This is a genomic window from Oleiphilus sp. HI0086, assembly GCF_001635225.1.
On sequence record NZ_LWFZ01001192.1, the window covers coordinates 1 to 7,795 of the forward strand.

General features: G+C 42.5%; 4 protein-coding genes and 1 pseudogene. 1 reads left to right on the forward strand and 4 read right to left on the reverse strand.

All coding sequences use genetic code 11. From position 1 onward, the window contains the following. Positions 1 to 1,894, reverse strand: a pseudogene (locus tag A3756_RS20745) (hypothetical protein); the annotation flags it as partial. Positions 1,895 to 2,086: 192 nt separating this feature from the next. Here A3756_RS20745 and A3756_RS20750 point away from each other — a divergent pair. After that, positions 2,087 to 2,596, forward strand: a complete 510-nt coding sequence (locus A3756_RS20750; RefSeq protein ID WP_068554499.1) for an RNA methyltransferase — start codon at positions 2,087 to 2,089, stop codon at positions 2,594 to 2,596. A gap of 66 nt (positions 2,597 to 2,662) precedes the next feature. Here A3756_RS20750 and A3756_RS20755 read toward each other — a convergent pair whose 3' ends face one another. The 3 genes from A3756_RS20755 to A3756_RS20765 form a co-directional block, all read right to left on the reverse strand. Then, positions 2,663 to 3,703: a substrate-binding domain-containing protein gene (locus A3756_RS20755; RefSeq protein ID WP_068554501.1), complete on the reverse strand. Its 1,041-nt coding sequence runs from the start codon at positions 3,701 to 3,703 to the stop codon at positions 2,663 to 2,665. Positions 3,704 to 3,717: 14 nt separating this feature from the next. Continuing rightward, complete coding sequence (locus tag A3756_RS20760) at positions 3,718 to 4,818, reverse strand: hypothetical protein (RefSeq protein ID WP_068554503.1); 1,101 nt, start codon at positions 4,816 to 4,818, stop codon at positions 3,718 to 3,720. 18 nt (positions 4,819 to 4,836) lie between these two features. Further along, on the reverse strand, positions 4,837 to 7,795 hold a 2,959-nt coding region (locus tag A3756_RS20765; protein WP_068554505.1), incomplete at its 5' end, for a TonB-dependent receptor.

Here is a 7,795-nt window from a genome sequence, read left to right on the forward strand (position 1 = left end):
AACCTACAGAACCAAGAGAAAGACCGTTAAGCTCTTTGTCTTTTTCTACTTCATAACCAGAGTATTTGATCGCAACGTAAGTCAGTGTTCCACTGTTATCGTCCGCAATCGTTACACCAGCGTCAGGACCATAAGACTGAGTACCAGCTTCATAAGTACGCTCGCCTTTGTTGTTGGTAGATTGACCAAGGATAGTCAAGCCACCCCATTGACCCTGCTCGTCACCAGTATTAAGACCAGCAACGTCTTGAGCAGACGTAAAGATGATTGGGTTTGACTCTGTACCTTGAGCATCAATCATTGCACCACGGTTTATCGCTAGGTAAGAGTTACCTGAAGCACCGAAAAGTGTTGTTCCAGCTTCAATAGTAAGCGTAACACCGTCAACAACATTCACTTCACCAGTGATTGCATACAAGCTATCGCTAGTTAGTGTTGTATCGCTTGTGATGTCGCCACTAATAACTGAAACAGCCTGATCGTTAACCTCTGCCAATGCCCATTCGAAGATGCTCAAATCAACACCAGTTACAGCGTTGTCAGCATCAACTTCTGCAGCAAATGCTACACCAGAAGAGTCTAGATATGCTTCGTCAACCATATCACCAGAAACACCGACTGTTTCATGTACATCACCAAGTGCACGGAAAATGTCACGTGTACCTTCGTCACGATAGATACCCTTACCACTAGTGATGATACCGTCAGCACCGATGTCGCCTGTTACAGCATCATCAATCACTAACTCAACTGCGTCATTCTTGATCGCGATACCAGCACCTGCTGTTTCAATTTCATCACCAGTTACAGCAGTATCACTTACACGGATTGCTGCGATGTCTGCAATGTAGTCAGCTTCAGTGTACTCTTCGGTACCACCTTCACCGTCATCAACCTGTGTACCAATTAGTGATGCATCAGCACTTGAAGACTTAACATTAACTTGCACGTTGTCAAATACGTAGCCTGTACCTTCACGAAGACGAATAGCGCGACCGATTGTATCTAGTGTTGCATTTTCAAGCGTTGGCTTAGCAATTGGTGTGCCTGAATCGTCAGTGCTGTGCGAGTCAGCTTCGATTGCACGTGAGTCAATCTCATCATCAACAACAACTTGCTGAACGTAAACGTTTGAAAGAGTGCCGATATAACCCTGGTCAGTATCGATTGAATCATCACCTGCGTTGTAGATGTACAGACCATCAACATCAACCGTACCACCCCAAAGCTCAATACCATCATCTGCAGAACCAACGATAGCGATGTTGCTAATTTGAGTACCGCTACCAACTGAACCTAGAGACAAACCATTTAGCTCTTTGTCTTTTTCAATTGCGTAACCAGAATATTTAATGATCACGTAGTCAAGAATACCGCTGTTATCCGTTGCATCTGCTACGCCATTGATTGGGCCATATGCCTGCGTGCCAGCTTCATAAGTGCGCTCGCCTTTATTGTTTTCAGAGCTACCTAGAATTGTCAGACCACCCCATTGACCCTGATCATTCTGACCAGCAGTGCCCGCGATATCCTGTGCAGAAGTAAATATGATTGGGCTATTTTCAGCACCTTCAGCAAAAATCTGCGCACCACGGTTAATAGCAAGGTAAGAAGAACCTGTCGCACCGTACAACGTCGTACCAGCAGGAATTGTTAAAGTAGTCCCGTCTAAGAAGTTAACTTCGCCGTCGATCTTATAAGTTTGACCAGCAAGTAGTGTTACATCCTCTGCGAAGTCACCTTTCAAAGTTAGGTTTTCTGCAACGTAGTCAGCAGTAGCGGTAGAAACAGAAAAGCCTGAAGATGAGCTACCACCACAACCAGTGAGAGCAACTGCAGACATTAAAACACTAGCACTTGCTAAAGTTTTTAAATTCGAAAGCTTAAAATTCATATTGTGTATCCACATTGTTATTAAGGCGTTATTGCATAAATAATTTGAACCACGGGAACGATATAAATATTTGATGACAGTCAGATTACAGTTATGCTTCATGTTTATGACAATTGATTGACAGCGACGAAGCTGTAAAATTAACGCAACACCAGACCGGCGAACCAACCCAAGCCCTTACTAGGTTAAGTAATGATTGATAATGAAATTAGTATCGGCCTAAGCAAGCCTAAAACACCTACAAACGTAGCTGTCGTTCTTCGAGCGGCCTATTGCTTCAATGCAAAGCACGTCTATTTTACCGACAAAGATGGGCGCTATAACCGAGCAGCGCGCTTCCATACTGACACTCAAAAGAGCGAAGAAAAAGTTAGCCTTAGCGAAGTAGATAACCTAGCTGATGCAGTGCATGACGACTACAAACTAGTATGCGTAGAGCTGGTAGAAGGTGCGACACCCCTACCCCAATTTAACCACCCTAACAAGGCATTTTATGTCTTTGGTCCTGAGGATGGCTCATTAAGCCAGGAGATTATTGACCGCGCAGATGAAACTGTTTTCATACCAACTACCGGCTGCCTGAACGTGGCGATGTCAGTTAATATCGTACTTTATGATCGCATTTCTAAGTACGACCAAAACTTTGGCGATGAGCTCATCAAAAAAAGCCGGAACTTTAACAACAGGCTCACGCTTAAATAGCAATCAATTACAAATAAAAAAGGGAGTGAACATAATTCACTCCCTTTTTTATTAAACATTAAGCTATTAGCGCTGGCTTACATGCAGCGCATCTTCTAACACATCTAGCTCAAGCTGCTTTTGCTCAAGCGCTTCACTAAGGCTGTGATCAATCTCTTCTTCACCCATTGGGATAAGCCCAATTTCGGTCAATAAACCATCCTCACCAATAATATCGACATTCAAGAACATCTCGATATATTCCTTAATTGCTGGAACCTTCTCAATATGATCATTCTTAACGTAGAAGAACAGGCTTCTTGAAATTGGATAGTCCTTACTGGCAATGGATTCGCTGCTAGGCGATACATTATCAATATCAACACCAGCAATCGTGTCTTCGTTTTCAGTCAAGAAGCTGTAGCCGAAAATCCCTAGCGCTAGTTTATCTTTAGTTAACTGCTTAACAATCAAGTTATCGTTTTCGCCACTAGGTATGTAAACACCGTCAGAACGAATGACACGATAACCCTTTAGACCAGCATCACGATAAACCTTCATTTCTTCAGTTTGGTACTGAAGGACAATCTCTTCAAATGCGTCTCGTGTACCCGAACTGATTGGCGGGCCGTAAACCGTAATCTTACGATCTGGTAGTGCCGGATTGATTTGATTCCAATTTGTATATGGGTTGTCGATTAGTGCCGTGCCTTCTTTGTTAGGCACCTTTTTCGCCAAAGCAAGCAGCATGTCTTTCTTTGATACATTGAAAGGCTTATTGGCTTTGGATTGAGCCAAGACAATACCATCATAACCAAACATAACTTCGGTAATATTGCTTACGCCATTACGTTCACAAAGATGAAGCTCTTTGATTTTTATGCGACGACTTGCATTGGTGATATCCGGAGAATCCAGGCTGTTATCAGTGCAAAATAGCTTCATGCCACCACCAGTACCCGTTGATTCCACCACAGGCGTAGGGTATCGAGACACGCTACCAAACTCTTCGGCCACGAAGCTTGCGAAAGGATACACTGTGGAACTGCCCACAATTTTGATTTGATCACGCGCTTGAACTGAGAATGTAAACACGCACAGCGCAATTAGGCTCGCTAGCTTTGCCATAGTTACCTCTATAATTACTGGATAATAAAATTAGAACCGTATTCCGCACTGCTAACCAGCGAGTACCGTTTCTCTTGCGCCCTATTATCAACGACAATTATTTCATTTTTATTACGATCAAACCTGATACTTTCTACCTCGGGTAAAAGAGGTTGCACTCCCTTCATAGCAGACGCCCTGATAGGCTCAAACTGACCAACATACTTACGATTCTTCTTTTGGACTTTTAAGCATTCTTTACCATACACAGTATCAATATAAGTAAACGACGCTTCACAAGAACCATTCGAAACTGCACCCTTTTTATACAGCTTACTAAAATCGACTTTCTTTAGTTTAAACTTCATCGTTAAGGCGCTTGATTTACCTAGTTCAACCAAGGAAATCGAACCATCTGAAGTCACTACGTACAATGAGCCTTTAGCAAAGCTATTTGCTTCTTCAGCAATAAATACGTACAAATTGCCTGAGTTAGCGTCGTGAGAGTAAACGGTTTTATTGTCTGGCATCACGAGATAGGAACTCGCGAATAAACGACCAGCTGCATACACTTTTATCTGTTTCGCATTGCCCTTTTCATCCAGAACAATGACCTCATTCAACCACCCATATTGGTATGGTTTGACAAGGTCACTGTTACCTTTGAAGTATGGATTAAAGACACTAGCAAACTCTTCACTATATCTAGCATCTATCATTTTATACTCTGAAAATGTAAGCGTATTCCAAGCTGTTTTACTTAGCTGTGTCGCTGAGTGCACACCACCGATCGTTCCGAGAGACATACTACTGGTGTCAGTTAAAAGGCTGGACTCGTCATTGTATTGGCTTAGGTAAACCCCACCAATGTCATGATCGAAGATGTCTACCCTAAACTGACGGTTACCAACTGTAAGCTCAGCATTGTTCGCTGAAGCTTCATATATCAAGGGCTCCCCCTCCAGCAATAAAGGGTCATTCTGAACATCTCTGGCTAAGCCAAAAATATGTTTGCCGACAACTTTGCCCACCTTCAGCTCACTAGAAGATTCGGCTGCTGCGCAGAGTGTAGCGCCAAGGCAGCAAGCCAACAGCGCGAGAGTTCTAAATTTACTAATCACTTTTAACTTAAGCATTGCGTATATCATCTCACCTTAAAACTTCATCGAGAAACCAACAGTTGCGGAACGTCCCGGACTTTCAAGGTTGGCAACTTGACCTCCCTGAAGTGTTTCCTCATCTTGATCAAGAAGATTCTTAATCTTGAGAGAAACGGTATAACCAATTTTTTTCTCTTGTTCATCATAGGTATCGTTTAAGCCCCACTTCACAACAAAGTCCAAGCGCTGGAATGGTTGTTCGTAGGCATCCGCAACACCATCTACACCCAATGCAGAAATACGCTTACCATAGACATTGTAAAGAAACATCGCACTTCTTCTTGTAAAGAAATTATCGTAACCGAACTTTATATTGGTCACATAAGGAGACTGACCCTGCATGGCTCGATCGTTTGTAGTCAGTCCGTAGGAATCAATATCAGACTGATTAAGCTGCACTTCAGAGTGAATCCAAGCGTAGTTTCCTTCTACGAAGTAATGTTCAAGATCACCCAATAGACCATCCAAACTTTTTCTAAAGCCAAGCTCAAATCCGAAGCTATCGGCACCTTCAGCATTTACATACGATATTTCGATATCCTCATCTGGCACCGACCTAACTGTTTCAATCGGGTTGGTGAAGCTCTTTGTGAACAGTCCAAAGGATAAGAACTCGTCAAAACTTGGAAACCACTCATATTTAAAGTCGATATTGGTAATTTCGGTATACTTAAGATCAGGGTTTCCTCGAACGACATAATCAGTTTCAGGATCTTTATAACGCGTTGGGCTAAATTCTCTGAAGTCAGGTCGCGTAAGCGTATTGCTGTAGGCAAAACGGAACTGATGCTCGTCTGAGACCCTAAAAGTGGCACCAAAGAAAGGGAGTGTGTCTGACGTTTCAAGACTGTAGGACTCCTGACTATCTTCTTCTATCCCTACTTCAAGGTCTTGCGTTGACTGCTCTTGCCTGAAACCAAAATTCAAATCCAGTGCATTGAATGGTGAAATCAAAGCATTAACATAAAAAGCAACCAAACTCTGTTCAGCAAGGTAGGCATCTTCTTGACGGTAATTACTTGTTAAATCAAGTCGATCTGTGACTGCTAAGCTATCAACCAAAATATCATCGATTGCTCGCGTATCATCCTCAATGGGATTGTAGGAAAACTTGAAACGCCTGTTATCCAGGGTACGTTCCTTACTTAAGAAATAAGAACCCCAACTAATTTTATTGTCCTGACCATTGAGCGTAAACGGCAAGGAAGCATCCGCTCGAAAATTCAAAACTTCATCTTCAAGGTTTGAGTATTGATAAAACATTTTGTTTTTATCAATCGCAAGCCCGCTGCCAGAATTCGACTCTTTGTAAACATATTCAAAAGTACCGGGCTCTAAACGCGTAGCAGAAGAAAATGATAAAGCTGTACTGAGATTTAACGCATCTAGAAGACTACCAGATTTCTCACCAAGTAAACCCTCCCCAGATAGTTGATGTGAGTAGAGCTCTTTTTCTGTATACCTTAGCAAGACCTTTTCAGATGACCTTTCCTCTAAATAGTCATATATTTGAGACTGCGTTGTTTGATCCTCTTCTTCATTTAGACCAACAAAGGTATATTTAATTTTTGAGTTGCTTGTCGGTTCAAGACCAAAACTAACCAAACCTCCAAGCTTTTCATTTAAAACAGTCTTCCCAAATGTCTTATCTTTGTCACGCTGATTTGCATCGGCCTGAGTATTTTCCGTCACATCGGCGCTATTATTTTGCTCGTTTTTATAATATAGATTTCCGGCAAAGCCATACTTCATCCCCCCAGACGTTTTAAAACTCTGACCGAAGGATGTAGATAAACTCGTACCTGGATCAAGCTTGGTTTCAGTAATACCATAGCTACGGTAGCTAACCATTGCTTTGTCGAGTGCCGTTCTTTCAGCAGCTGTGATACCCTCAGCAAGTACCAAATCACCAACTTTTACTTCATTCGTTAAGGCTTTAAAGCCATCACTTAAATTCAACAAGATACCAGGTAGGCTCTGGTCATTATCAGGGTTATGCACAACGTCGTTACCTGTTGCATCATTGACAGTAACACTGATGCTACCACTGATATAATTATCTTCTTTTGGGATATCTTTGGTATTGATTAAGATTGTGCCACCACCAAAGGTACCTGGAATATCGCTAGAAAATGTCTTTTGAATATCCATGCTCTGGATAACACCGGCAGGAAATATATCAAGCGGAACTACGCGTTTTGTCGGTTCAGGTGAAGGCACTTCAAGCCCATTTAGAAGAACGGTGCTATAGCGCTCCCCCAAACCACGAACAAAGACAAACTTATCGTCAACAATAGTAATACCGGTCACCCGCTTTAGGGCGCCAGCCGCATCTGAATCGCCAGACTTACTAAATTGTTCACTAGAAATTGCGTCACCCACAACATCACTATCTTTAAGTTCTGCAATATTTGAAGCCAAACTCCCTTCAACAAAGGGCGCCGATACAACAAACTCATCTAATACAATATCGGCCTTAATCAACTTAACCGCGTGTTCGTTATCTGTTTCGGCTCGAACCGAAACGTCCTTGCTTACCTGCATTACATACTTTGGATGGATAACTGATATATCATAGTCACCCGCTGCAAGCTCTACCGTGGCAATACCTTTTTCATCAGTGATTGCATCGATGGCATAGCCCTTGAAGAATAGTTTCGCACCAGAAACAGCGGCATCATTTGCAGAATCTCTCACGGAGAAAATCAGATTACCTTTAGGACCGGTTTGCGGCTTAACATCCTGATGATCAAAGTCCTGCTCATACGCTGACAGCGGTAGATCAAGCTCTACGCTTTCGCCTTGATTCGTTAAGTTCAGGAATACCTGACTCGATACAGTTTCAAGTAATGCTACATCGGTTAATGCAAACAACTCTCCGCCTTTGTAATAACCAACTTCGTGATCACCTGCTGGCAAAGTAAACGCAGCCACACCAAACTCATCGGTCTTT